This window comes from Methylobacterium sp. 1973, assembly GCF_040545035.1.
Classification (GTDB): Bacteria; Pseudomonadota; Alphaproteobacteria; order Rhizobiales; family Beijerinckiaceae; genus Methylobacterium; species Methylobacterium fujisawaense.
This window is the reverse complement of record NZ_JBEPLA010000003.1, coordinates 407,238-428,530: the sequence shown is the minus strand read 5'-3', so window position 1 is coordinate 428,530 and position 21,293 is coordinate 407,238. Positions and strand designations below refer to the sequence as shown.

Below are 21,293 nucleotides of genomic sequence, written 5' to 3'. Positions count from 1 at the left end.
CACAACCTTAATGCAAGCTCGCCGGTGGATCATTGGCGCAACCCAGGGAGGACGGCACCGTGACGCTGACCGATTTCCGCTTCGAGACCGATGCCGACGGCATCGCCCTGGCGACCTGGGATATGCCCGGCCGCTCGATGAACGTGATCACCGAGGGGGTGATGGACCAGCTCGAGCAGATCATCGAGCGGGTTGCCTCCGATCCGGCCCTGAAGGGCTGCGTCATCGCCACCGGCAAGGACAATTTTTCCGGCGGTGCCGACCTCACCATGCTCCAGGGCCTCGGCCGGGCCTACGAGCAGCTCAAGGCCGAGCAGGGCGAAGAGGTGGCGATGCGCCACTTCTTCGAAGCGTCTCGGCGCCTGTCGCTGCTGTTCCGGCGGCTGGAGACGTGCGGGAAGCCCTTCGCGGCGGCGATCCAGGGCCTGTGCCTGGGCGGCGCCTTCGAGCTGGCTTTGTCCTGCCATTACCGGATCGCCTCCGATGACGGGAAGACCCGGGTCGGCCTGCCGGAGATCAAGGTCGGCCTGTTCCCGGGCGGCGGCGGCACGCAGCGCGTCGCCCGCCTGATGCAGACCGGCGACGCCCTCCAGATGCTGTTCAAGGGCGAGCAGATCCGCGCGCCCATGGCCAAGGGCATGGGGCTGATCCACGCGGTGGCGCCCCAGGCCGAGATCGTCGAGCGCGCCAAGGCCTGGATCCGTGAGGGCGGCTCGGCGGTGGCGCCCTGGGATGTGGCGAAGTTCAAGGCCCCGTCCGGAAAGGTCTACTCCCCCGCCGGCATGATGATCTGGCCGCCGGCCAACGCCATCTACCGCCGCGAGACCCACGACAATTACCCGGCCGCCAAGGCGATCCTGGCCTCCGTCTACGAGGGCCTGCAGCTGCCGATGGACCTCGCCCTGCGGGTCGAGAGCCGATACTTCGCCCACATCCTGCGCTCCACCGAGGCGGCGGCGATGATCCGCACGCTGTTCATCTCCATGGGCGAGCTGAACAAGGGCGCGCGGCGACCGAAGGACGTGCCGGCCGCCAACCTGCGCCGGGTCGGCGTGATCGGGGCCGGCTTCATGGGCGCGGGCGTGGCCTACGTCACCGCGCAGGCGGGCCTCGAGGTGGTGCTCGTCGACCAGTCGGTCGAGGCCGCCGAGAAGGGCAAGGCCTACGCCCACACCCTCATCACCGGCCAGATCAACAAGGGCCGCGCCAAGACCGCCGATCGCGACGCGCTTCTCGGCCGCATCCAGGCCACGGCCGATTACGGCGCGCTCGCCGATTGCGACCTCGTGATCGAAGCGGTGTTCGAGGATCCGCAGGTGAAGGCCGAGGTGATCCAGAAGGTCGAGGCGGTGATCCGCCCCGACGCGATCTTCGCCTCCAACACCTCGACCCTGCCGATCACCGGGCTGGCCAGGACCTCGCAGCGGCCGGCGCAATTCGTCGGCATCCACTTCTTCTCCCCCGTGGAGAAGATGATGCTCGTCGAGATCATCAAGGGCGAGGCGACCGGGGATGCGGCGCTCGCCGCGGCCCTCGATTACGTGCGCCTGATCAAGAAGACCCCGATCGTCGTGAACGATGCCCGCGGCTTCTTCGCCAACCGCTGCGTCGGCGCCTACATCCTCGAAGGGCACAAGATGCTCGCCGAGGGCGTTCCGCCGGCCATGATCGAGAGCGCCGGCCGGCAGGCGGGCATGCCGGTCGGGCCGCTGTCGCTCAACGACGAGGTCGCCCTCGACCTCGTGCTCAAGATCGCCAAGGCCACCGAGGCGCAGGTGGGGCAGGGCGCCGTGGACCCGGCGCAGAAGGCGATCCTGTCCGAGATGGTCGAGAAGCAGGGCCGGCTCGGTCGCAAGAACCGCAAGGGCTTCTACGACTACCCCGAAGGCGCGCCCAAGCGTCTCTGGCCCGGCCTGAAGGACCTGCAGCCGAACCGCCTCGACCCGGACGCCGTCGACTTCACCGAACTGAAGCAGCGGCTTCTGGTGGTGCAGGCGCTGGAGGCCGCCCGCACCGTCGGCGAGGGCGTGGTCACCGACCCGCGCGAGGCCGATGTCGGCTCGATCCTCGGGTTCGGCTTCGCGCCGTTCACCGGAGGGGCCTTGTCGTACATCGACTTCATGGGCGCGGCGGCCTTCGTCGACCTCGCGCGGACGCTCGAGGCCAAGCACGGCCCCCGGTTCCGGGCACCCGATAACCTGACAGCGATGGCCGCGCGCGGCGGCACCTTCTACGCGGGCGCCGAGAAGCGCGCCGCCTGAGACGGAGGTGCCGGACGCCCGATCGCGGCGTCCGGCAGCTGAGCGAGTTCCTCCAGCAGCACCGCCCGCGCGCAGGCGCCGAAAGCCCGCATCAGCCGTCCACGGGCATGGTCGGGCGGGAACAGAAGGGCGAAATGCACCGGGAGGGCGGGGGCGAAGGGACGGATCGCGATCGGCGAGACCTTCGCCTCCTCGTAGGCGGCCAGCGGGTTCATCACGCTGACCCCGAGCCCGGCCGAGACGAGGGTGCAGATCGATGCACCGAGGCCGGCCTCGGCGGTGATGGTCAGGGTGATCCCGGCCGCTGCGAAGATCGCCTCGGTCCGGTTGCGCAGGGCGCTCCCGAGCGAGGAGGCGACGAAGGGTACGCCGAAAAAATCCGCAGGGGTTAGAAGAGCCTGCGCGGCAAGGGGATGGTCCTGCGGCAGGACGGCGACGCAGGCACGCGTCTCGACGTGTTCGCGATGCGCGTCCGGGGCGTCGCCGTACAGCATCGTCAGCGCGGCGTCGCAGAAGCCGGTGGCGAGCCAGTGGTTCACGGTCTCGTCGTCGCCGGAATGGATCGCCACGATCACGTCCGGATGCGCGGCGCGGAAGCGCACGACCGCCCGCGCCAGGAGCCCGCCCGCCAGCCGCGGCATCGCGGCCACCCGCAACCGCTCCGCCCCGAAGGCGCGGATCCGTGCGGCCGCGGATTCCAGGCTGGTGAGCCCCACGAAGGCGCGCTCGACCTCCGCGTGAAACCGCGTGCCGTCGAGGGACGGCACGACCCGGCTCCCGCTCCGATCGAACAGGGGCAGGCCGGTGATCGCCTCCAGCTGGGCGATCAGCCGGCTCACCTGCGGCTGCGAGGTGTGGAGCCGGCGGCTCGCCTCGGTCATGGACCCGGTGGCCACAACGGCCCGGAAGGCCTCGATGTGCCGGAAGGTCATGCGCCGCTCGGCCATATCAGATCCGTATGCTCGGCAGGTGAATCGGCATTGGACGCCCGCGCGCGGCCGCTCCTAGGATCGCACGGCAAAGCTTCGGGCCGACTCCCTGGCGGACGGCCCGGCGCTGAACCGGTTCAGACATAGCGAGGGGGTTCGGATCGTGTCGAGGACGCTGCCGCTTCTATTGGCCACTCTGTGCTGGGCCGGGCTCGCCGCGCCGTCGGCCGCGGAGGGGCGCCTCGACAAGATCCGCACGACCGGACAGATCAGCCTCGGCTTCCCGGACGCGTCGCCGCCCTTCGGCTTCCTCGACCAGAACGCCAAGCCGGTGGGCTATTCGCTGGAGATATGCGAGCACGTCGCGCAGAAGCTCAAGGCCGCCCTCGGCCTGCCGAAGCTCGAGGTGCGCCACGTGCCGGTGATGTCGGCGACCCGGATCCCTCTGATCAACAACGGCACGATCGACCTGGAATGCGGCACCGCCAGCAACCTGCCCGAGCGGCACAAGCTGGTCTCCTTCGCGCCGACCACCTTCGTGGCGCAGGTGGTGCTGGTGGCCAAGAAAGATACGCCGGTGGATGTGGACGACATCGCCTCGTTCCGCGGCAAGGCCATCTCGGCGCAGGCCGGCGGCGAGACCCAGCGCGTCGCCACCCGGATCAACGTTCGCGACAAGCTCGACATCCAGGTGATGCCGGCCAAGGACACCGCGGAGGTGTTCCTGCTCCTCGAGACCGGCCGCGCGGCGGGCGCCATCAACGACGACGCCCTGGCCCACGCCACGGTGGCCGGCGCCAAGCGGCCCTCGGATTACAAGATCGGCACCAAGGGCCTGGAATTCGCGCCCTACGGGATCCTGGAGCCGAAGGACGACCCGGCCTTCAAGGCGGCCGTCGACAAGGCGGTGATCGAGCTGATTCAGGACGGCACCGTTGCACGCCTCTACGGCAGGTATTTCGAGCAGCCGATCCCGCCGAAGGGTATAAACCTGGAGTTGCCGATGAGCGACGTGCTCAAGCGGGCCCTGGCTCACCCGACCGATTCCGGCGACGAGGCCGCGTACCGATAGGGCGGCCGGCGAGTCCGAGATGCAAGACGATCTGACCCATACGGCGGACGCGCCGTCCGTCGTCGACCTGCGGAGCGACACCGTCACGCGGCCGACCGAGGCGATGTACGCGCGGATGCGGACGGCACCGCTGGGCGATGACGGCCTCGACGCCGACCCGACCGCCTGCGCGCTGGAGGAGACCGCCGCCGCCATGCTCGGCAAGGCGGCCGGCCTGTTCGTGCCGAGCTGCACGATGGGCAATCTGCTGGCGATCCTCGCCCAGGTCCAGCGCAGCGAGCAGATCCTGCTCGAAGCCCAGGCTCACATGCTCAACACCGAGCGCGGCGCCGCGACCCTGACCGGTGCCTTCCTGTACGGGGTCGCCGGCACGGACGGCGCCATGGACCTCGACCGGCTGGAGGACGCCCTCAGCCCGAATGCCAGTCCGCTCCGGACGGCCATGATCGCGCTGGAGACCTCCCACAACGCCGCCGGGGGCACCGTGCTGCCGCCGGCCCATATGGCGGCGGTCGCAAATCTCGCCCGGGCGCGCGGCATCCCGGTCCATCTCGATGGGGCGCGCCTGTTCAATGCGGCGACGCATCTCGGCGTCGCGCCGGCGGATCTCGCCGCGCATGTCGACACGGTGTCGCTGTGCCTGTCCAAGGGCCTGAGCGCCCCGGTCGGCGCCGTGCTGGCGGGCGACGGGCCGGTCATCGCGGCGGCGCGGCGCCTGCGGAAGATGATCGGCGGGACGCAGCGGCAGGTGGGGATCATGGCCGCGGCCGGCCTCGAGGCGATCACCGTCATGGGGGCGCGCCTCGCCGAGGATCACGACCGGGCCCGGCAGCTGAGCGAGGGGCTGAACGCCCTGCGGCCGCGCCTCTCGGCGACCATGCCGCAGACCAACATCGTGCAGGTCGATCTCGGCCGGACCGGGCGGGATAGCGCGCGCTGGATCACGGATCTCGACGCGCTCGGGATTCGCACGCGCCCCCTCGGCGGGCAGCGGCTTCGGCTCGTCACGCACCGCCACATCGCGGCGGCCGATATCGACCGCGCCGTGGCGGCCTTCCGCACCTGCCTCGACGGGGCTTGAGCGGAATCAGGCCGCGCCCGCGACCCGCGTCTTCGCGCCGAGCATCCGGGCGAGGAGGACGACGTCGGCGGCATTGTCCGAGAGCAGGTCGGTGACGTCGCCGACCTCCAGCGCCTTCACGTGGCGGCAGCGCATGCCGTAGCGGCCGGCGGTGCAGGTGCAGCGCAGCTCCGGGCCGCCCGGCCGCTCCTCCAGGCTGACGTGGTAGCGATTGCCGGTCGAGCCCCGCATGGCGAATCGCAAAGCCGCCGGCTCGTCGGGGAAGGCCGCCAGGGCCCGGCCGCTGATCGTCCCCGGGCCGCGACGCGGTCCTGCCGGGCCGCCGACCGCCCGCGTGACCGGCAGGCCGAGCGCGGCCGCGAGGGCATGCACGTCCGCGACCGCCCGCTCGCGCATCGCGGCCAGGGCGATCTCCGCGCAGGCATAGGCGTCCTCGCCGGCATCGTGATGCTCGAAGCGGATGCCGAGGCGCCGCGCCACTTTGCCGAGCCCGCATCCCTCCGGCGCCGGGAAGACCCGGCGCGCCACCTGGACCGTGCAGAGATACGCGAGATCGGGAACCGCCAGGCCCGCCCGCGTCAGGCCGGCCCGCAGGACGCCGATATCGAAGCTCGCATTGTGCGCCAGGATCAGCCCGCGCCCGAGGTCGCCGAGATAGGGCGTCATCACGGTGGCGAAATCCGGCTTGTCGGCGACGTCGGCCGGCAGGATCCCGTGAACCCGGATGTTGCCCGGCGCGAAGCGCATCTCGGGGGGCCGGATCAGATGGCTCTCCCGGCGGACGACCCGACCCTGCGCGATCCAGGCGAGCCCCACCGCGCAGGCGCTGTCACGCCGCTCGTTGGCCGTCTCGAAGTCGAGGGCCAGGACCGTCATCCAGGGTCAACCATGCCGGGTGGGAGTTCTCGGGGTGTTCCCCGCGAGGTCTAGGCCGCCCGGATCCGGGCTTCAACCCTGCGCCACCATCGCCAGCCAATCGTCCTCCGACACGACCTGGACGCCGTGCTTCTGGGCGTCCTTCAGCTTCGAGCCGGCCCCCGGGCCGGCCACGACGAGGTCGGTCTTGGCCGAGACCGAGCCGGACACCTTGGCGCCGAGGCGCTCGGCCACCGCCTTGGCCTCGTTGCGGGTCATCTTCTCCAGGCTGCCGGTGAAGACCACGGTCTTCCCCGCGAAGGCGGAGGCCGAGGCGGGCCGCTCCATCGGCTCGACCGCGACCGCGTCGAGCAGAGCCGCGACGGCATCGGCGTTGTGCGGCTCGGAGAAGAACAGGAGCAGGGCATCGGTCGCCACCGGGCCGATCTCCCCGTCATCGGCGAAGACCCGGTAGGCATCCCCGGGACGCTGCGCCGCCGCGCGCGCGATCGCCGCACGCACCGCGTCGACGTCGCCGTAATGGGCAAGGAGGTTCTCGCGCTGGACGGCGCTCAGGCGCGCCCGCTCCTTGGCCGGCGCGGCGTCGTCCTCCGGGAAGCCAAGATCGAGCAGCCGGTCGCGGGTGGTGCCTCCGACGCGCGGGACGGCGGTGAGTTCGACCCAGTCCGGTCCGGGCTGCGCCGCCGAGGCCTCCTGGATCGCCGCGATGAGCGTCGGCATGTCGGTGAAACGCTTGGCCAGCGCCTTGGCGGTCGCCTCGCCGATCTGCGGAATGCCGAGGGCGAAGAGCAGGCGATTCATCGGCACGGCCCGTCGTGCCTCGACGGCGGCGAGCAGGTTCTTGATCGCCTTGTCGTCGTCCTCGCCCTTCTTCTTGGCGGCTTTCTTGGGCGGCTCGGCCGTTGTCGATTCCGCACGCCGCTCGGCCGAGAGCGCCTCGCGTCGCGCCACGATGGCGGCCTTGAGTTCCTCGAAATCGAGGCGGAACAGGTCGGCGGGCTGGCGCACGAGCCCGGCCTCGAACAGGACCTCGATATAGGTCTCGCCGAACCCCTCGATGTCGAAGCCGTTGCGCGACACGAAGTGCTTCATCCGCTCGACGCCCTGCGCCGGGCAGATCAGGCCGCCGGTGCAGCGGCGCACCGCGTCGGGGCGGCCGGTGCGCGGATTGATGGCGCGGACGGCGCGGCTGCCGCAGGCCGGACAGGTCTCGGGGAACACATAGGGCTGCGACCCGGCCGGACGCTTGGTGAGGTCGACATCCATGACCTTGGGGATCACGTCCCCGGCCCGCACCACCGTCACGGTGTCGCCGACGCGGATGTCGCGGGGCACGAGGATCGGCTGACCGTCGGCGCCGATCCCCTCCGCGATAGGCTCACGGATAAACTCGCCGTCCGCCCCGACGCCCCTCACGTAGCCCTCGTTGTGGAGGGTGGCGTTGGAGACGACGACGCCGCCGACCGTCACGGGGCGCAGCTTCGCCAGCGGGTTCAGGGAGCCGGTGCGGCCGACATTGATGACGATGTCCTCCATCACCGTCGTGGCTTCCTGCGCGGCGAATTTGTGGGCGAGGGCCCAGCGCGGCGAGCGCGAGACGAAGCCGAGACGCTTCTGCAAGCCGAGGTCGTCGACCTTGTAGACGACGCCGTCGATGTCGTAGCCGAGCCCGGCCCGGTCCGCCTCGATGCGGCGATAATGGCCGAGCATCGCCTCCGTGTCCGTGAAGGTCTCGGTGCGGGGATTCACCGGCAGGCCCCAGTCCGCGAAGCGCTGGAGGCTGCCGGATTGCGTCTCCGCGATGGGCGCCGACAGCTCGCCCCAGGCATAGGCGAAGAACCGGAGCGGACGGGACGCGGTGATCGCGGGATCGAGCTGGCGCAGGCTCCCGGCCGCGGCGTTGCGCGGGTTGGCGAAGAGCGGCTTGCCGGCCGCTTCCTGCCGGGCGTTGATGGCGGCGAAATCGGCGTGGGACAGGTAGACCTCCCCGCGCACCTCGCAGATCTCCGGCCAGCCGGACCCCGCGAGCACCGCCGGGATGTCCTGCACCGTGCGGGCATTGGCCGTGACGTTCTCCCCGACCTCGCCGTCGCCGCGGGTGGCCGCGGTGTCGAGCCGCCCGTTCACGTAGCGCAGCGACAGGGACAGGCCGTCGATCTTGGGCTCGGCCGTGAAGGCGAGGGGTGTCTCGTCGGGCCAGCCCAGGAAGCGACGCACGCGCGCGACGAACTCGGCCACCTCCCCATCGTCGAAGGCATTTCCCAGCGAGAGCATGGGTACGGCGTGCCGCACCTTGGCGAACTTTTCCGAGGGCTTGGCGCCGACCGACGTGCTGGCCGCGCCGGTGCCGGCGAGATCCGGAAAGCGCGCCTCGATCTCCTCGAGGCGGCGGCGCAGCCGGTCGTACTCGGCGTCCGAGATCTCGGGCGCGTCCTCCTGGTAGTACAGCCGGTCGGCCTCCAGGAGCGCGTCCGACAGCCGCGCGTACTCGGCGCGCGCATCCTCGGCGGTGAGGTCGAGATCGAGCGGATCGGATTTCGTAACGGCCATGGCGGGGTTCTAACGCATCGGCGGCCGACGGGGAGTCGGCCGTGGCGCGCAGTCCCCTGTTCCCTCAAGCATGGGACTTGAGCAGGCCGCCGTCTCCCGCCATCCGGAACGCCGCCAGGAATGTTGCGGCGACGAGAACGGCGACCCCGTGCAGCGGCAGCATCGGCGCCAGCCAGCCCGCGACGGCGGTGCCGGCGACCGAGCCCAGATTCATGGCGGCCATGTAGACTTCGAACTGCGTGGCCGCGCCCGGTCGGCCCCGGCTCGCCTTGAGCAGGGCCGGCATCAGGGCGACGATCAGCAGGCCGGGCAGCACGCTGGTGAGCGCCAGGATCACCGGTCCCGCCGCCCCGATGAGGCCGGCGCCGATCAAGCTGCCGGCGAGCGCGAAGGTGACGGCGCTTCCCAGGAGCAGCACGCGCAAGGGCGCTGCTGCCCCCGCCCGATCCGACCAGAGACCCACCGCGACGGCGCCGGCCGTGCCGCTCGCCAGGGTCAGGATCGCCTGAAGGCGCGACAGGCCGGCGGCATCCCAGCCCTGACGCTGGAGCAGATCGATCGAGAAGGGCAGCTCGAACAGTCCCAGGGCGGCGTCCAGGCCGAAGCACAAGGCGAGCAGACGCAGGGCACGCGGCCGCTGGAGCGCGACGACGGTCCGGCGCAGGAAGCGCCGGATCGGGACGCGGCGCGGTGCCGCTCCGCGGCGCTCGCGGGACAGGAACGCGTCAGTCGGCGCCTCGCGGATCAGCAGCATCGGCAGGCTCGCGAGGATCGCGGCGACGAGCAGCCAGCGGCTGCTCGCGGCGAATCCCCAGGTCGCCAGCATCCAGCCGAAGAGCCCGGCGCTGAGGCTGGTTCCCGCCACGAAGCCCGCGCGCGTGCAGGCGCTGACCCGGCCGAGCTCGTGCGCCGGGACATGGTCCATGATCATCCGGTCGCAGGCGGTGTCGAGCAGCGACGCGAACACGCTGTGAACGAGGAAGACCAGTCCCAAGGCACCGATGGCGTTGCGTTCGACGACGAGGAGGAGCGCGAGACTCGCGAGGCATCCGACGAGCGCTGCGACCGCGAAGGGCCGACGCCGGCCCATTCGCGTGTCGCCGGCCCGGTCCACCCAGGGTCCCCAGAGCAGGGGCTGCAACGTCCAGGGCAGTCCCGCCAGGGCGAAGTGAACGCCGACCTCGGCCGACGAAACGCCCTGCGCCGCCAGATGGTTGGCGAGGGCGGTGAGCGAGAAGCCCGCGATGAGGCCCTGGTAGAGATAGGTGGCGAAGAACACCCCGTAGCGGACCCTTCGCCGGTGCAGGCTCGGCCTGTCCGAGGGGGCGCTGCCGAAACCCGCGGCAATCGGGGTCATCGCGCACGCCGCTCCTTGCGGGAGGCGGGCTTGTTTCCGATGCTGCTCATACCGCCCTCACCGGATGCCCGCCCGTGCCGTTTCGCCCTGCCGACGCTAGCGCCAGCTCTCCGCCCCCGCGAGGCGTCGCGTGAGCGCGGCTCGCGTCTGGATCGTCGATCTCGGGCTTTCTCCGGACCGGCTCCATCGCTGCGACGCCGTACTCGACGGCGCGGAGCGCCTGCGCGCGGACCGGTTCCTGCGGCCGGCGGATCGGGCGCGCTTCGTCGCCAGCCACGCGGCGCTCCGAACGGTGCTCGCCGACGTGCTTGGTCTCCCGCCGGCCGAAGTGGAGATCACGGCCGGCCCCGGCGGCAAGCCGGAGCTCGCGGGTGCGGCGCGAGGCGCCTGGCAGTTCAACCTGTCGCATTCCGGAGCGCGGGCGGTGATCGGCATCGCGCGCGACATGCCCATCGGTGTCGATGTCGAGGCCGTCCGGCCGATCGTGGACGCGCTGCGGATCGCGCGGGCGCATTTCGCCGCCGACGAGGTGTCAGCCCTGTCCCGAGCATCCCGGAGCACGGTCGAGCGTGCCTTCTTCGGTCTGTGGACCCGCAAGGAAGCCGTGGTGAAGGCGCTCGGCAGCGGCCTGTCGCTGCCCCTCGACCGGTTCAGCGTCACCGTTCCGCCTGAAGCCCCGCGTCTCCTCCGGGCGGTCGGCGACGGATCCTGGACACTGGACGGCCCGTGGAGTCTCGCGGATCTCGATTGCGGCGCGGACCATCTCGCCACGGTTGCGGTGCGCTCGGCCGCGGTGGCGATCACGAGCCACCGGTTCTCCGACGATTGGCCCGAACATCTCGGCTGAAAAGGCGCAACACCGCGCTTGCGGTGGGGGAAAGGCGCGGCTATACACCCGCTCGCTGGCCCAGCGGAGACGCGGGACGGCCTTCGGAGTGTAGCGCAGTCTGGTAGCGCACCACGTTCGGGACGTGGGGGTCGCAGGTTCAAATCCTGCCACTCCGACCAATCTTTCCCGAGACTTAGCACCGCCCCTGGACCACAGGCCCACCGCGCCGGGACGTTTATCGGGACGCTAACGCGGTTTTGATGCGCCGCAATATGACCTTCACGTGGCGCCGCACGTTCCCCGACACGCACCACGATTTCGTAGCCGAGGAAGAGGGCCAGCATGTCGGTCGCATCCGGCGAATCCACGGCGGGCCGCAGGATGGCGTCTGGATGTGGAGCTGCACCGGCTGCCAGCGCGGGCATGAGGCCACGGGCGTCCGTCCGCTGAACGGTGAGGCCGCGACCCGGGATGAAGCGATTGAGGCGCTCGCCGCCGCGGGGGACCGGACGAAGGAATGGAGCGCGCGGACCGGGCGGCTGCTGGCTTAGAAAGGCCGCTGGGCAGCCCTGCGCCACGTCGGCGCCGGCTGGGATCAAGATAAACAGACCAGCACGCTAGGCACAAGCCGATTGTACGATATCGGACATTAGTTACGTGCTATCGAGGCAATGACAACAAATGCTGTGACGGCTAGGCAACGCTACCGGCGATCTGTCATTTCAATCGACTTGGCTCGTAGACATCAACCGTAGGTTTCATTAGGGAAACGTAGCGGAGGATGGCATGAGCAATGTCGCGGCAGAGATTGTAAAAGCGGTCGATGTCCTAAAAAAATTGATCAGCAGTGCCGGACTGAATCCCGACTTTTATATCGAGTTCAACGATAATTTCTCTGGGAGAAGGATGCACGCATTTCTAGTTGATGGTCTTCAACGGTCATCTGATCCTGGAGTGTGGCCGCAGTCCATCCCTGAATACCGGCTTTTGTCTCGGGATGAGGCGGTCGTGAACGGCGTAAAGCTCCGGTGGCCGATTCAAGCCGGGTTTCCAGCCGTCGAGGGATCTTAACTCGGCTGCCTCACTCCTGCCTATCGCACGGGACCTCAAACGGCGTTAGGGCGTCGCGCGCGTGCTGCCGCCAGATATGGCGCTGGACCCAGTTACAGGCCGCCAACGGCTTGATCGTCATGGCTCGTTTCGATCTCGGCCCGCACCGGGGTCGAGACCCGCCTCGTCGGGCTCGGGCCCGTGACGTGGAAACGGCGCCATGGGCACGCTCGCCACCAAGAGCGCGATCATCTCGGAATACGAGCTCAAGAGAATCGCGGGCGGCTCACCCGTGATTTGCTGCCACCGCGTAACGAAGACATTCGTCGGAAGATCGGCTACCGCTTCCGCCGCCGTCGCGAGGGGGTCTTTCTCAGGCGGCGCGGAGGAGACCATGCGCCTCCAACGGCCTCGATCAGGATTTGGCCTTCGCCTCCGTCCAGGATGGTGAATCGAAGGTTTTTCGATCTGAGACGGGTCTGGGTGCCGCGACGAAGCGGTCAGTCGCGGTGGAGGCGGCGTGATGGCTCCGCGCATGCCCGTGTCCCTGGTCGAGCAAACCCACGGGGATGCGCCGTCGCCCGGTGTCGCCGGCTGCGACGCGGGCGGCGGAATGGCGTATGGAGCCCGCCGATGGACGCGCCGTCTCACCGCCCGATCGACCACCCTTCAGCATGGAGCGGCTTCGCCCGCACCTTCGTCGTGGCCGCCGCAATCATGGGCCTGGCGGCGATCGGCCTCGTGGCCGCAATCGACCCCTACGGATTGCGGGCCGCGCCCGGTCGTCCGCCGGGACCGATCATGGACACCAATCAGCGGCTCTCCTACCCGCAGATTGCCCGCGGCGGTCCGTTCGACGCGGCGGTCTTCGGGACCTCGACCGCACGTCTGCTCGACCCGGTCGCGCTGGACGCGGCCTTCGGCGTGCGGTTCGCCAATCTGGCTATGAATGCCGCCACGCCCGATGAGCAGACCCGCCTCACCGGATTGTTCCTGGCACGCAGGCCGATCCGCGCGGTCCTGTTCGGCCTCGACGCCACGTGGTGCGCCGCCGATCCGCCGGCCCGAACCGCGAACGCCTTTCCGGACTGGCTCTACGCGGACGGAGCGCCGGGGGACGTGTTGCGGCAGATGAGCTTGCGCTCGGTCACGACGGCCGTCGGAGCCGGGTTCGCAGATCTCGGGCTGGCACGGGCGAGGATCCGCGGCGACGGCTATGCGGTGTTCACGCCATCGGAGGCGCGCTACGATCTCGACCGCGCGCGGGCGCATATCCGAGCGGGGGCCGTCGAGTCATCCGCCGCGGACGCACCGGGCGCCCCGATGCCGGCCCTCGCCCATCTCGACGATCTGCTCGGCCGCGTGCCGGGGGAGGCGCTGAAGATCGTGGCGTTCATGCCGGTCCATGCGGCGGCGCAGGGAGCGCCGGACTCGGCAGCGGGCCGGCGCGAGGCGGCTTGCAAGGCGCGCACCGCGATGATCGGGAAACGCCGCGGCGCCGTCGTGGTGGATTTCCGCCGGATCTCGCCGCTCACGACCGAGGACGCGAATTACTGGGACGCGCTCCATTACCGTTTGCCCGTGGCGGCGCGCCTCGTCTCGGATCTGAAGGCCGCCGTCGCGACGGGCCATGACGATCCGGACGGAGTCTACCGCGTGCTGGCACATCCCTGAGTTGGGCGGTCAGGCGGCGGCGCGCTCGGACCGGGCCCAACCCGCGCGGGTGCTGGTGCAGTAATCCGCGTAGCGGCCGTCCCGGATCGCCGCGCGGGCGCCGGCCATCAGGTCCTGATAATAGGCGAGGTTGTTCCAGGTCAGGAGCATCATCCCGAGGATCTCGTTCGAGCGAACGAGGTGGTGCAGATAGGCGCGGGAGTAATCCCGGGCCGCCGGACAGGTCGAGGCCTCGTCGAGCGGCGCGGTGTCCTCGGCGTGGCGGGCATTGCGCAGGTTGACCCGTCCGTGGCGCGTATAGGCGAGGCCGTGCCGGCCGGCGCGGGTCGGCATCACGCAGTCGAACATGTCGATCCCGCGGGCGACCGCGCCGAGGATGTCGTCCGGCGTGCCGACGCCCATCAGGTACCGGGGCTTCGCCGCCGGCAGATGCGGCTCCACGGTCTCGATCATGGCGAACATGACCTCCTGGGGCTCGCCCACGGCGAGGCCGCCCACCGCGTAGCCCTTGAGATCGAGATCCGTCAGCGCGCGCGCGCTCTCGACGCGCAGGGCCGGCACGTCGCCGCCCTGGACGATGCCGAACATGGCCCGCCCGGGCTGCTCGCCGAACGCGACGCGGCAGCGCTCGGCCCAGCGCAGGGACAGATGCATGGCCTTCTCGATGGCCGCATGGTCGGCCGGCAGACGCACGCATTCATCGAGCTGCATCTGGATGTCCGAGCCGAGCAGACCCTGGATCTCGATGGAGCGCTCCGGGCTCATGTGGTGGGCGGTGCCGTCGATATGCGAGCGGAAGGTCACGCCCTGCTCGTCGATCTTCCGCAGGGCGGAGAGGGACATCACCTGGAAGCCGCCGGAATCCGTCAGGATCGGCCGATCCCAGTTCATGAAGCGGTGCAGGCCGCCGAGCCGGGCCATGCGCTCCGGGCCGGGCCGCAGCATCAGGTGATAGGTGTTGCCCAGCACCACGTCGGCGCCGAGGTCGCGGACCTGATCGGGATACATCGCCTTGACGGTCGCGGCGGTGCCCACCGGCATGAAGGCCGGTGTGCGGATCGTGCCGCGCGGCGTCGTGATGACGCCGGTTCGGGCGGTGTCGTCCTGCGCCAGCAGGTTGAATCCGAAGGGAACGCTGTCGGTCATGGGATGTCCGCGCGCGGGCCCGGGAAGAGCAGGCTGGCGTCGCCGTAGGAGTAGAACCGGTATCCCGCCTCGATCGCGTGCGCGTAGGCCGCGCGCATCGTCTCCAGTCCCGAGAAGGCCGAGACCAGCATGAACAGCGTCGAGCGCGGCAAGTGGAAGTTGGTCACGAGCGCGTCGACCGCGCGGAACCGATAGCCCGGCGTGATGAAGATCTCGGTCGGCCCCGAGAAGGGCGCGAGCGTCCCGTCCGGGCCGGCGGCGCTCTCCAGAAGGCGCAGCGCCGTGGTGCCCACCGCGACGATCCGGCCCCCCGCGGCCCGCGCCGCGTTCAGGGCGTCGGCCGTGGCTGCGTCGAGGATGCCGATCTCCGCATGCATGCGGTGTGCGTCGGTATCCTCGGCCTTGACCGGCAGGAAGGTCCCGGCGCCGACATGCAGCGTGACGTGGTGGCGCCGTAGACCGGCGGCATCGAGATCGGACAGCAGCGCCTCGGAGAAGTGCAGGCCCGCCGTCGGCGCCGCGACCGCTCCCGGATGCCGGGCGTAGACCGTCTGGTAGTCGGTGGTGTCCCGGGTATCCGTGGCGCGCTTGCCCGCGATGTAGGGCGGCAGCGGCAGGGCGCCCTCGGCGGCGATGGCGGCGTCGAGCTCGGGCCCGGACCGGTCGAAGGCCAGGACGATCTCGCCGGCCTCGGCCTTCTCGATGACGGTGGCGCCCAGTGCGCCGAAGCGCAGTGCATCGCCCGAAGCGAGTCGTTTCGCCGGCCGGGCGAAGGCGCGCCAGCGATCCGGGGCTTCGCGCAGGTGAAGCAACACCTCCGTGCGCTGGCCCGGGGCGCCGGGACGCGTGCGGACACCGTTCAGTCGCGCGGGGATCACCTTCGTGTCGTTGAAGACCAGGGCATCGCCCGCCCTGAGGGCGCCGGGAAGGTCGCGCACGGTCCGGTCGGCCGGCGGCAGGCCGGGATGCACCACGAGCAGCCGCCCGGCATCGCGCGGCTCGGCCGGGCGCAGGGCGATGCTGGTTTCCGGCAGGTCGAAATCGAAGAGGTCCACGCGCATCGCCGGCTGCCTGCACCGAACGGCACGCGGTTTCAACCGCGGAACCGCCGGGGAGTGCGCCCGTTTCCGCGTCACCGAGACGCGAGATCCTCGATCCATGCCCTGGTACGCCGTTCGCCCCCGTGATGACGCCGACCCCCGCTGGCCGCTGCCCGGCACAGCCGAGATCGTGCTGAAGGCCGAGGATCCCGAAGCCGCCCGCGCGAAGTTCGAATCGGCCTATCCGAGCCAGCCCTTCGGCAGCCCCGGCGTCCCCGTTCCGGATACCGGTGCCGGCAGCTTCCGCGGCGATCCGGACGCGCTAATCGTTGCCGAGACGGGCGAGCCGCCGGCGTCGCGGGATCGCCCCGCGTGACGACCCGCGTGCCCCCCCGCGCGCCCCGCCGGTCCATCACCCTGGACGGCCAGCTCCTCGGCTATTGGGAGCGTGAGGCCGCTCGGTTGGAGACCCTGGCCGCCGCGACGCGCTTCGCTTGGCAGCGTCGGCGCTATCTCCGCAAGGCCGAGGTCGCTCACGCCAAGGCGGAGCTGAGCCGACGGCGCGAGGTTGCCCGGGGCCGCGAGACCCCGTCGGAGACATAGCCGCGGCTAACACGTTTTCGACGGTCTCGAACCTTTGCCGTGGCCTTGGCCGCGGCGGGTGCCGTATGGGCGCGGCGTCACCCCAACGGCGCAATCCATGGACCGCACCCAGAAAGCCGCCCTCTTCAGCGCGGGCATCGGCCTCGCCGTCACGGCGCTGAAATTCTACGCCGCGTGGCTCACGGGCAGCCTCGCCCTGTACTCCGACGCGCTGGAGAGCATCATCAACGTGGTCGCGGCCGTGGGCGCCTTCGTGGCCCTGCGGGTCGCCGCGCGTCCGGCCGACGAGGACCATCCCTACGGACACCACAAGGCCGAGTTCTTTTCCGCGGTGATCGAGGGCGCGCTGATCGTGGTGGCTGCGCTGCTGATCCTGCGCGAATCCTATTCCGGGCTGCTCGCTCCGGAGCCCCTCGACGCGCCCCTGATCGGCCTCGCGATCAACTTCGGGGCCGGAATCATCAACGCCGCCTGGGCGGTGGCACTCATGCGGTGGGGCAAGCGCTGGCGTTCGCCAGCTCTGATCGCCGATGCGCGTCACGTCTTCGCCGACGTGGTCACGTCCTGCGGCGTCCTTGCCGGTGTCGGCGCCGTCATCCTGACCGGGTACCCGGTCCTCGACCCCGTCGTGGCCGGGCTCGTGGCGCTCAACATCCTCTGGTCCGGCTTCCGCATGGTCCGGGAATCGGTGGACGGCCTGATGGATCGGGCCGCCCCGGCCGAGATGGTGAGCCAGATCCGGTCGCTCATCTCGCAGCACGGTGAAGGCGCGCTGGAGGCGCACGACGTGCGCACCCGCTCCGCCGGTCAGGCCACCTTCATCGATTTCCACCTCGTCGTCCCCGGGGCCATGACCGTCGAGGATTCCCACGCCATCTGCGACCGGCTGGAGTCCGCCTTGGAAACGACGATTCCCGGCGCCGTGGTGACCATCCATGTCGAGCCCGGCGAGGAGGCCAAGGCCCGGGGATTGCCCGTGCTGTAGGACCGTCAGCTCCAGGCGTGGAGCGGCGGATTCACGCCGTTCAGGGCGTGGTTGCCCACGATCGCGTATTTCCAGCGGACCGGATCGTGCAGCGTGTGCGTGCGGGCGTTCCGCCAGTGCCGGTCGAGGTTCTCCGCCGCCAGGGTCGAGCGGGTGCCCGACAGCTCGAAGAGCTTGTTTGACGCCGCCAAGGCCACCTCGGTGGTGAGCACCTTTGCCTCGGCCACGGCGATCTGTGCCGCGGCGACCGCCTCGGCATCGGGTCGCGCTACGGCCGCGTCGAGGACGAGCCCGGCCCGGTCGAGCAGCGCTTCGGCGGCGTGCTGCCGGATGGTCAGATCGCCGATCGCGTGGATCGTGTAGGGATCGTCCGAGGCCCGTTCCAGCCCGCTATCGATCCAGGGGCGGGCCTTGTCGCGAACGAAGCGAATCGTGTCGTCCAGGGCCTCGCGGCCGATCCCGGCATCGACGGCCGCCTGGATAATCTGGAACACCGCGCCGTCGGCGGTGGGCGCCTCGTAGCCCTTCCAGGCGGGGACGAGATGGGTCTTGGGTACCCGCACGTCCTCGATCAGCACGGTCCCGCTGGCCGTACCGCGCTGGCCGAAGCTCGACCAGTCGTCGATTACCGTCAGGCCGGGCGCGTCCCGCTCGGCGATGGCGTACCAAGCACGCCCGTCTCCATCGAGCGCCACGATCGGCACGAGATGCGCGAGAAGGGCGCCCGTGGCGTAGAATTTCTGGCCCCGCACGACGACGTGGTCGCCGTCATCGGTGAAGCGTGTGTCGAAATCGGCCGCCCGCTTGGTGCCGCGCTCCGAGAAGGCGTTGCCGAACCGCGTTCCGCGCAACACCTCCGAGAAGAGCAGGTGCTTCTGCGCCTCGTCCGACACGGTCCGGATGGCCGCCAGGATGCCAAGATGGTTCTGGGCGATCTGCGCGATCGATGGATCGGCAGCCGCAAGGATGGCGATCACCTGGGCCAGTGTCCGGTACGAGACCTCCGGGCCGCCATACGCCCGCGGCACGTTGATCGACCAGAGGCCGCTCTGAGAGAAGGCGTCGAGTTCCGCCAGCGGTCGTGCGGCGTGGCGGTCCCGCTCCGAGGCGCCGCCCCGGAACGCGGCAGCCAGCCGCTGGGCGACGGCCAGCGCCTCGGCATCGTCACGGATCACATGGGCGGGGGAGGGCGGTCGCGTAGGGCCGGGAGCGCCCTGACGGCGCTCCGGCGCGAGCGTGCGCGCATCGACGGCGATGTTCATGGCTCACTCCAGTCAGGCAGGATACGGATCGGCGTGCGACGCTCAGGCTGCCTCGGCATGCCGGTTCCGGGCGGCCTCGAGGGCGCGGACCCGGGGGATCACGTGCGCGCCGAAATACGCGACGTCTTCCTGGAAGTGCAGGAAGGCCAGCAGCGCGAGGTCCGCACCGGCATCCTTCAGCGCCAGGATCCGCTCGGCGATCTGGTCGGGCGTGCCGATCAGATTGGTCTTGAAGCCGTCGTTGTACTGAACGAGATCCTCGAAGCTCGACTTCGCCCAGTTGCCTTCGCCTTCGGGCGAGGCCTTGCCGGCATTCTTCACCTCGTGGCCGAAAGCCTTCACGGCCTCGGGATCGGCATTGTCGATGATCTCCTGAAGGACGGCGCGGGCCTCCTCCTCCGTGTCGCGGGCGATCACGAAGGCGTTCACGCCGATCCGGGGATAATTGCCGGTCTCGGCCGACTTGGCGCGGATGTCGTCCACCTGGGCCCGGATCGTCTCCGGCGTGCCGCCATTGGTGAAGTACCAGTCGGAGACGCGGGTCGCCATGTCGCGCGCCGCCCGGGACGAACCGCCCTGGAAGATCTCAGGCAGCGGCTGGGCGGGCTTCGGCTTCAACGTGTAGTCGCTGTAGCGATAGAAATCGCCGCGGAAGGTGAAGTTGTCCTGCGTCCAGATCCCGCGCAGGCTCCGGATGAATTCCTCGGACCGGCGGTAACGCTCGTCATGATCGAGCCAGGGCTCGCCGATGGCCCGGAACTCTCCCGAGAACCAGCCCGACACGATGTTCACCGCGATGCGCCCCTCGGTGAGCTGCGAGATCGTGGCGATCTGCTTGGCGGCGAGGGTCGGATGCCACGGTCCGGGCAGAAGGGCGGCGATGACCTTGAGCTTGGTCGTCGCGGCAAGCAGGGCGTGGCTGAAGGCCACCGATTCGTGCTGGTACTCAGCCCCGTAGCCGGCGGTGAACCGGATCTGCGTCAGCCCGTACTCGAACCCCGCCGCCTCGGCGATCTGGGCCAGCTTTCGATTGTACTCCGCATCCCAGCTCGTCCGCTGCGGGATCTTGCTGATCACGAGCCCACCGGAAACGTTGGGCACCCAGTAGGCGAAGCGGATCGGCTCGCGCCGCGGGTCATCGGCGAAATGGTTTGTCATCCGGCGCTACCTCAGTTGCACGGCGGCCACGCGCCGTGTCGTCTTTGGAAGATCGCCGCGAACTGAATACACTATGCACTGCGCGGCCGATCGATCCAGAACACAGAAAGTATTCTGGAGCGACGGCGCGCGGTCAAAGGAACGGGTTGCTGTTTTTCAGCCGGACCCCGCGAGACTTTTCCTCGCCGGGAGCCAAAGAGTTCGATTTTGTCCTAGGCCGCCCGGGGCTCGGCCGAATCGTGCAGGCGGCGCCACGCGAAGACCGAGAAGACGCCGATCAGACAGGCGGCGAGGCCGAACCACGTGAACGCGTATTGCAGATGGTTGTTGGGGAGGTCGACGCGCAGCTGACCGCCCCGCGGCCAGGTCGTCTGTCCCGGGACGGCATCGGCCTCGATCAGGTAGGGCGCCACCGTGCCGAGGCCGCGGGCCGCGGCGATGCCGGCGATATCCCGATTGAACCACTCGCCACGGGCCGGGTCGGGCTCCGGCACGAACATCCCCCGGGCCTCGCTGGACCGGAGGATTCCAGTGACCGTCGTCGGCCCCTCGATCAGGCCATCCCGACGATCACCCTGCGCCTTCAGTTCCGTGGGCACGAAGCCCCGGTTGATCAACACGATGCTGTCGTCGTCGCGGCGCAGGGGCGTGAGAACATAGAAGCCTTGCAGGGCGCGTCCCGGCATCTCGCCGGCTGCCAGGCCGTGGACGAGGGTCTCCCGGTCGTTGAGGAAGCGCCCGGAGACCCGGACATGCCGAAACTCGTCACGCTCCGGATTCCAGGCCTCCGCCGTTGGGGGCGCCACGGGTTCGGCCCGGCTTTGCCGAACGATCCGCGCGATCAGGTCTTCCTTCCAGCTCTTGCGTTCGAGCTGCCATGTCCCGAGGCCGAGCAGGATGGCCAGAGCGATCAAGGACGCGATTCCCGGCGCGACGAGATCGCGCCAGGCGGCCCGCTTCGTTTCGGCAGCGGTCACGGCTCGAAGCGCCCTTCCTCGGCCCGATTGCTGAACTGAAGGGCGACCAAAAGGCCCTTGAGCGGTCGAACCAGGATCAGGCTGAGCCCGACGGAGAGTGTCAGTGCCACCGTGGCGTGAACCCAGATCGGCGGCTCGTAGGTGATCTCCAGCCACAGGGCGAGGCCCACGACGATGAGGCCGACGATCGACATCACGAAGAAGGCCGGCCCATCCGCGGAGTCGAAATGCGCGTAGTCGAGGCCGCAGGCCTCGCAGGAGGGGCGCAGGGTGAGAAACCCCTTGAACAGATGGCCCTCGCCGCAACGCGGGCACCGGCCGCGCAGGCCGGTGGGGATCGGGGGCGGCGGCGAATAGGTTCGATTGTCCACGGGCATACTCCAGAACAGCTCCGCGCGGACCCCGGTCGTCCCGCGCCCGGGCCGTCCTATCCGATATGGGGA

The 21,293-nt window shown here is 69.9% G+C and carries 20 protein-coding genes and 1 tRNA gene; 11 read left to right on the top strand and 10 right to left on the bottom strand.

From position 1 onward, the window contains the following. Positions 1-59 precede the first annotated feature (59 nt). Positions 60-2,261 carry a 3-hydroxyacyl-CoA dehydrogenase NAD-binding domain-containing protein gene (locus ABIC70_RS09005; protein ID WP_354439483.1) on the top strand — a complete coding sequence of 734 codons (2,202 nt, stop codon included), beginning with the start codon at positions 60-62 and terminating at the stop codon, positions 2,259-2,261. On the opposite strand, the gene ABIC70_RS09000 is transcribed toward ABIC70_RS09005, so the two are convergent. Beyond that, entirely contained in the window at positions 2,231-3,193 is a 963-nt protein-coding gene (locus tag ABIC70_RS09000; RefSeq protein ID WP_354439482.1) for a LysR substrate-binding domain-containing protein, read from the bottom strand. The two genes, ABIC70_RS09005 and ABIC70_RS09000, sit on opposite strands and share 31 nt — an antisense overlap. Positions 3,194-3,353: 160 nt before the next feature. On the opposite strand from ABIC70_RS09000, the gene ABIC70_RS08995 reads away from it, so the two are divergent. Together ABIC70_RS08995 and ABIC70_RS08990 are read left to right on the top strand one after the other, a co-directional pair. Then, positions 3,354-4,262, top strand: coding sequence for an amino acid ABC transporter substrate-binding protein (locus ABIC70_RS08995; RefSeq protein WP_345822229.1), 909 nt, complete (start codon positions 3,354-3,356; stop codon positions 4,260-4,262). A 19-nt stretch (positions 4,263-4,281) separates the two neighbouring features. Next, positions 4,282-5,343, top strand: coding sequence for a threonine aldolase family protein (locus ABIC70_RS08990; protein WP_182592433.1), 1,062 nt, complete (start codon positions 4,282-4,284; stop codon positions 5,341-5,343). Positions 5,344-5,349: 6 nt separating this feature from the next. On the opposite strand, the gene ABIC70_RS08985 is transcribed toward ABIC70_RS08990, so the two are convergent. From ABIC70_RS08985 to ABIC70_RS08975, 3 genes are all read right to left on the bottom strand, one after another. Further along, the gene (locus tag ABIC70_RS08985; RefSeq protein WP_279897757.1) at positions 5,350-6,219 is read right to left on the bottom strand and encodes a 3'-5' exonuclease; all 870 of its coding nucleotides are present in this window, start codon (positions 6,217-6,219) and stop codon (positions 5,350-5,352) included. Between the two features lie 72 nt (positions 6,220-6,291). Then, entirely contained in the window at positions 6,292-8,769 is a 2,478-nt protein-coding gene (gene ligA / locus ABIC70_RS08980; protein WP_279897755.1) for an NAD-dependent DNA ligase LigA, read from the bottom strand. Positions 8,770-8,833: 64 nt separating this feature from the next. Next, positions 8,834-10,126 (bottom strand): MFS transporter, encoded by a 1,293-nt coding sequence (locus ABIC70_RS08975; protein ID WP_354439481.1) that lies wholly within the window; start codon positions 10,124-10,126, stop codon positions 8,834-8,836. Positions 10,127-10,256: 130 nt separating this feature from the next. Here ABIC70_RS08975 and ABIC70_RS08970 point away from each other — a divergent pair, with 130 nt between their 5' ends. The 5 genes from ABIC70_RS08970 (at position 10,257) to ABIC70_RS08950 (ending at position 13,679) form a co-directional block, all read left to right on the top strand. Next, positions 10,257-10,973, top strand: a complete 717-nt coding sequence (locus tag ABIC70_RS08970) for a 4'-phosphopantetheinyl transferase family protein (RefSeq protein WP_287090132.1) — start codon at positions 10,257-10,259, stop codon at positions 10,971-10,973. A gap of 84 nt (positions 10,974-11,057) precedes the next feature. Then, positions 11,058-11,134 (top strand) — tRNA-Pro (locus tag ABIC70_RS08965). A gap of 81 nt (positions 11,135-11,215) precedes the next feature. Further along, complete coding sequence (locus ABIC70_RS08960) at positions 11,216-11,506, top strand: hypothetical protein (RefSeq protein ID WP_354439480.1); 291 nt, start codon at positions 11,216-11,218, stop codon at positions 11,504-11,506. Positions 11,507-11,741: 235 nt separating this feature from the next. After that, positions 11,742-12,026, top strand: coding sequence for a hypothetical protein (locus tag ABIC70_RS08955; RefSeq protein ID WP_274926091.1), 285 nt, complete (start codon positions 11,742-11,744; stop codon positions 12,024-12,026). Between the two features lie 612 nt (positions 12,027-12,638). Then, positions 12,639-13,679 carry a hypothetical protein gene (locus ABIC70_RS08950; protein ID WP_502915964.1) on the top strand — a complete coding sequence of 347 codons (1,041 nt, stop codon included), beginning with the start codon at positions 12,639-12,641 and terminating at the stop codon, positions 13,677-13,679. Between the two features lie 9 nt (positions 13,680-13,688). Here the strand turns inward: ABIC70_RS08950 and tgt are convergent, their stop codons facing one another. Beyond that, a complete protein-coding gene (tgt, locus tag ABIC70_RS08945; protein WP_075381477.1) occupies positions 13,689-14,825 on the bottom strand; it encodes a tRNA guanosine(34) transglycosylase Tgt in 1,137 nt (378 codons plus the stop codon). Next, on the bottom strand, positions 14,822-15,886 hold the full coding sequence (gene queA / locus ABIC70_RS08940; RefSeq protein ID WP_354439479.1) for a tRNA preQ1(34) S-adenosylmethionine ribosyltransferase-isomerase QueA: 1,065 nt from the start codon (positions 15,884-15,886) through the stop codon (positions 14,822-14,824). The genes tgt and queA overlap by 4 nt, the downstream gene beginning before the upstream one ends. Before the next feature lie 97 nt (positions 15,887-15,983). Here queA and ABIC70_RS08935 point away from each other — a divergent pair, with 97 nt between their 5' ends. The 3 genes from ABIC70_RS08935 to ABIC70_RS08925 all read left to right on the top strand — a co-directional run bounded on the left by ABIC70_RS08935 (position 15,984) and on the right by ABIC70_RS08925 (position 17,453). After that, positions 15,984-16,241: a hypothetical protein gene (locus tag ABIC70_RS08935; RefSeq protein WP_354439478.1), complete on the top strand. Its 258-nt coding sequence runs from the start codon at positions 15,984-15,986 to the stop codon at positions 16,239-16,241. After that, positions 16,238-16,468, top strand: a complete 231-nt coding sequence (locus ABIC70_RS08930) for a hypothetical protein (protein WP_244538815.1) — start codon at positions 16,238-16,240, stop codon at positions 16,466-16,468. The genes ABIC70_RS08935 and ABIC70_RS08930 overlap by 4 nt, the downstream gene beginning before the upstream one ends. 97 nt (positions 16,469-16,565) lie before the next feature. Continuing rightward, positions 16,566-17,453, top strand: a complete 888-nt coding sequence (locus tag ABIC70_RS08925) for a cation diffusion facilitator family transporter (protein WP_043348505.1) — start codon at positions 16,566-16,568, stop codon at positions 17,451-17,453. Between the two features lie 5 nt (positions 17,454-17,458). Here the strand turns inward: ABIC70_RS08925 and ABIC70_RS08920 are convergent, their stop codons facing one another. The 4 genes from ABIC70_RS08920 to ABIC70_RS08905 all read right to left on the bottom strand — a co-directional run bounded on the left by ABIC70_RS08920 (position 17,459) and on the right by ABIC70_RS08905 (position 21,227). Further along, positions 17,459-18,715, bottom strand: coding sequence for an SfnB family sulfur acquisition oxidoreductase (locus ABIC70_RS08920; protein WP_179697834.1), 1,257 nt, complete (start codon positions 18,713-18,715; stop codon positions 17,459-17,461). A gap of 42 nt (positions 18,716-18,757) precedes the next feature. Then, positions 18,758-19,873: a dimethylsulfone monooxygenase SfnG gene (gene sfnG, locus ABIC70_RS08915; protein WP_354439477.1), complete on the bottom strand. Its 1,116-nt coding sequence runs from the start codon at positions 19,871-19,873 to the stop codon at positions 18,758-18,760. A gap of 212 nt (positions 19,874-20,085) precedes the next feature. Then, positions 20,086-20,850, bottom strand: coding sequence for an SURF1 family protein (locus ABIC70_RS08910; RefSeq protein WP_179697836.1), 765 nt, complete (start codon positions 20,848-20,850; stop codon positions 20,086-20,088). Next, positions 20,847-21,227: a DUF983 domain-containing protein gene (locus tag ABIC70_RS08905; protein WP_051044717.1), complete on the bottom strand. Its 381-nt coding sequence runs from the start codon at positions 21,225-21,227 to the stop codon at positions 20,847-20,849. Before ABIC70_RS08905 ends, ABIC70_RS08910 begins: the two co-directional genes overlap by 4 nt. Positions 21,228-21,293 lie beyond the last annotated feature (66 nt).

Coding starts and splice junctions, on each gene's coding strand:
- ABIC70_RS08990 (WP_182592433.1), top strand. CDS start 4,282: ATGCAAGACGATCTGACCCATACGGCGGACGCGCCGTCCGTCGTCGAC.
- tgt (WP_075381477.1), bottom strand. CDS start 14,825: ATGACCGACAGCGTTCCCTTCGGATTCAACCTGCTGGCGCAGGACGAC.
- ligA (WP_279897755.1), bottom strand. CDS start 8,769: ATGGCCGTTACGAAATCCGATCCGCTCGATCTCGACCTCACCGCCGAG.
- ABIC70_RS08960 (WP_354439480.1), top strand. CDS start 11,216: ATGCGCCGCAATATGACCTTCACGTGGCGCCGCACGTTCCCCGACACG.
- ABIC70_RS08985 (WP_279897757.1), bottom strand. CDS start 6,219: ATGACGGTCCTGGCCCTCGACTTCGAGACGGCCAACGAGCGGCGTGAC.
- ABIC70_RS08935 (WP_354439478.1), top strand. CDS start 15,984: ATGCCCTGGTACGCCGTTCGCCCCCGTGATGACGCCGACCCCCGCTGG.
- ABIC70_RS09000 (WP_354439482.1), bottom strand. CDS start 3,193: ATGACCTTCCGGCACATCGAGGCCTTCCGGGCCGTTGTGGCCACCGGG.
- queA (WP_354439479.1), bottom strand. CDS start 15,886: ATGCGCGTGGACCTCTTCGATTTCGACCTGCCGGAAACCAGCATCGCC.
- ABIC70_RS08975 (WP_354439481.1), bottom strand. CDS start 10,126: ATGACCCCGATTGCCGCGGGTTTCGGCAGCGCCCCCTCGGACAGGCCG.
- ABIC70_RS08920 (WP_179697834.1), bottom strand. CDS start 18,715: ATGAACATCGCCGTCGATGCGCGCACGCTCGCGCCGGAGCGCCGTCAG.
- ABIC70_RS08955 (WP_274926091.1), top strand. CDS start 11,742: ATGAGCAATGTCGCGGCAGAGATTGTAAAAGCGGTCGATGTCCTAAAA.
- ABIC70_RS08950 (WP_502915964.1), top strand. CDS start 12,639: ATGGACGCGCCGTCTCACCGCCCGATCGACCACCCTTCAGCATGGAGC.
- sfnG (WP_354439477.1), bottom strand. CDS start 19,873: ATGACAAACCATTTCGCCGATGACCCGCGGCGCGAGCCGATCCGCTTC.
- ABIC70_RS08905 (WP_051044717.1), bottom strand. CDS start 21,227: ATGCCCGTGGACAATCGAACCTATTCGCCGCCGCCCCCGATCCCCACC.
- ABIC70_RS08925 (WP_043348505.1), top strand. CDS start 16,566: ATGGACCGCACCCAGAAAGCCGCCCTCTTCAGCGCGGGCATCGGCCTC.